Raw genomic sequence first — 2,624 nt, 5'->3', positions numbered from 1 at the left:
CCCGCCGCCCGCCCCGCCCGCACGGGGCGGCACCGCGCGCGACCACGTGTCCGACCTCCCCAACGCCGTGTTGGAGAAAGCCTCCCCGGTGCGGCAAGCTGGGGGAGGTTCGGTCGACGAGGGCTGTGGGGACAGATGGCGGAGCACGGGTCGGGCACGGCGGCGCCGAGGGAGGCGGGGCGGAGCACGAGCGGCAGCCCGCGCGCCGCGCAGCGCATGCTCCAGTTGCAGAACAGCCTGGTCGAGCTGCTGCGCGCCAAACCCTTCAGCCAGATCACCTACAAGGAGATCACCGAGGGCGTGGACATCGACCGCTCCACCGTCTACCGGTACTACAACCACAAGAACCAGGTGCTCCAGGCCGCCGTGGACGTGCGGCTGGCCGCGTTCGCCTCCCGGCTCGACCTCACCTTCGGCCGCATGGAGACCATCGACGGGTACATGGGCCGCGTCGTGGACGCCTGGACGGGACTGTGGCTGGAGTCGGGCGGGCTGCTCGCCGCCGCCTCCGGCCTGGGCTCCGAGCCCGGGCCGCAGCGCGACTGGTGGCGCGAGCGCACCGAACCGTGGGTGGAGGCCGTGCGCGAGGCGCTGGAGATCGCCCGCTTCGTGGAGGAGCTGCCCGAGGACGGCCGCCCCGCGCGCCCGCTCGCCGAGATGGTGGTGGGCCTGTGCCTGTCCACGTTCAACAACGAGCTGACCGCGGCGCACACCGAGGAGCACCGCGCGATGGTCCGGGACCTGCTCCTGGACGCGGTACTGCGCACCATGGGCCGCACGGAGGCCGCCCGGTAGCGCCGGGCCCGGGCGGGGCCGGCCCCGGCCTCAGGCGTGCTGGCGGGCTATGGCGCCGAACGCCCCCACGACCGCGCCCAGCGCGAACATCGACGCCTCGTCCTCGTCCATGTGGACCAGGCCCGCGGGCACGAGCACGCGGTAGGGCTTGGCCTCGCTCGGAAGGATTTCCAGGCCGTCGATGATCCCCTGCCCCTCCAGCATCAGAAGGGCTTCCTCGACCCTTCCGGTACGGTCACCGCGGGACCAGATCGACATAGGTCACACCTCACTACGGCCGGGGCCGGGCAGTCCACTGTTCCCAGGGCCGGGAAACCCCGGCCCTGTCGCGCTTCGGTAGTCGGCTCCGGTCTGCGCGGGGGAGTCCAGACCAGTGATACCACCGGGCGGCCCGGGGTATTCCGGCGCCCGCGCACACGCGTGCTGGCCGGAACCGGCCACCGCCGCGCGGCGGTGGATTCCCCGGGCCGCGGGCGGCGGCGCGGCGGCCGGGCGCGCGACTGGGCCGGCCCCGGGGCCCCGGCGGCTCAGCGGGCGAGCACGGTCATCTCCTCCCCGCGCACGTCCACGGCGACGAGTCCGACCTCCCCGGCGGGCGGCTCCCCGCCCTCGGGCCCCTCCACGGCGAGGGCCTCGCCGCCCTCCGCGCTGCCGCTGGCGGCGCCCCGCACGCTGATCCGGTCCGCCTCCCGGGAGGCCGCCGCCAGGTAGTGCCACCGGCCGTCCCCGTCCTGCCACCAGGCGCCCGCCGCCACCTGCCGGTCGAGGTTGCTGCACTCCCAGCCGCCCTCGCGCTCGCCCGCGACCACGGTGTCGGTGCCCCCGTCTGTGTCGGCCACCAGCACGGCGCGGGCCAGGCCGCCGCCGTCGTGGGCACCGTAGCGCACGCACACCCACCGGCCGGTGCCGCCGCCGGGCAGTTCCTGACGGGCGAACTCCCAGACCGTGGCCGTGCGGACCGGTTCGGCGGGCGGCTCCCCGGCGCAGGCCGCCAACCCCCACAGCCCGAAGCCGCTGTCGGAGTCGAGCACCTCGTGCGGGCCCAGGCGACGGATCTCCCCGGGCGGGGGCGGCATGTACCCCAGGTGGGCGGTGTCCAGACCGCCCAGGTCGACGGCGGTGTAGGGCTGCCCGTGCGCCACCTCCGGCGCGCGCAGGCGCAGCGCCGGTCCCACGCCGCACCGCTCCCCGGTCGGCACGGGCCCGGTCACGCCGTCCTCGTGCGCCAGGTCCGTCCAGTCCGGGTCCTGCCCGCCCAGCGGAGCGGAGGCGGCCTCGGTCACCCACGGCGGCAGCAGGTAACGGGTGCCCTCAGCGGTGTCTGCCAGGCGCAGGGCGGGCCAGTCGGCCACCCCGTTGCCGGGTTCGCCGAACACCTCCACCCGCTCGTGCGAGCCGTCGTCGGTGTAGCGCGCCACCCACGGGGCGTCGTGCAGGAGCACCACCTCGTCCCCGGCCACCTCGCCCGCGAACACCAGGCGGGGCGCGCGCGGCGCCGGGACCGCGCCGCCGCCCGCGGCCTGCGCCGTCCGGCCCCGCAGCGGACCCGCGCCGCCCTCGGCGCTGTGCGCCGACCACGCGCGCAGGGCCCGCTGGACCAGCTGTTCGTCGCCGACCGCGTCGCCCCGCGGGTGCCAGGCGGTCAGGTCCAGCCGGAAGCGCTCGCGCCAGACCCCCTCGTCGGGGGCGTCGGCCAGGGCCACCGGCGCCGGGCCCGGGGACAGCACGGGCGCGACCGTCCTGGCGGTGCCCAGGGACAGCGCGACCAGGGCCAGCCCGGCCAGGACCGCGACGGCGGCCAGCGCGCGCCGTTCCACGATCGGGCCCCG

3 protein-coding genes are annotated in these 2,624 nt (G+C 76.8%); 1 reads left to right on the top strand and 2 read right to left on the bottom strand.

Features of this window, described 5'->3' with window-relative positions; genetic code table 11:
* Nucleotides 1–216 precede the first annotated feature (216 nt).
* Nucleotides 217–795 (top strand): TetR/AcrR family transcriptional regulator, encoded by a 579-nt coding sequence (locus DQW06_RS14450; protein ID WP_041553152.1) that lies wholly within the window; start codon nt 217–219, stop codon nt 793–795.
* 30 nt (nt 796–825) lie between these two features.
* Here DQW06_RS14450 and DQW06_RS14445 read toward each other — a convergent pair whose 3' ends face one another.
* Nucleotides 826–1,053: a hypothetical protein gene (locus DQW06_RS14445; RefSeq protein WP_013153558.1), complete on the bottom strand. Its 228-nt coding sequence runs from the start codon at nt 1,051–1,053 to the stop codon at nt 826–828.
* A 269-nt stretch (nt 1,054–1,322) separates the two neighbouring features.
* Nucleotides 1,323–2,624 (bottom strand): hypothetical protein (locus DQW06_RS14440; protein WP_117198646.1); only part of this gene is annotated, 1,302 nt, incomplete at its 5' end.

Origin of the sequence: Nocardiopsis sp. TNDT3 (assembly GCF_003427465.1) — a bacterium.
GTDB lineage: Bacteria > Actinomycetota > Actinomycetes > Streptosporangiales > Streptosporangiaceae > Nocardiopsis > Nocardiopsis dassonvillei.
This window is presented reverse-complemented; position numbering and strand designations above follow the sequence as displayed.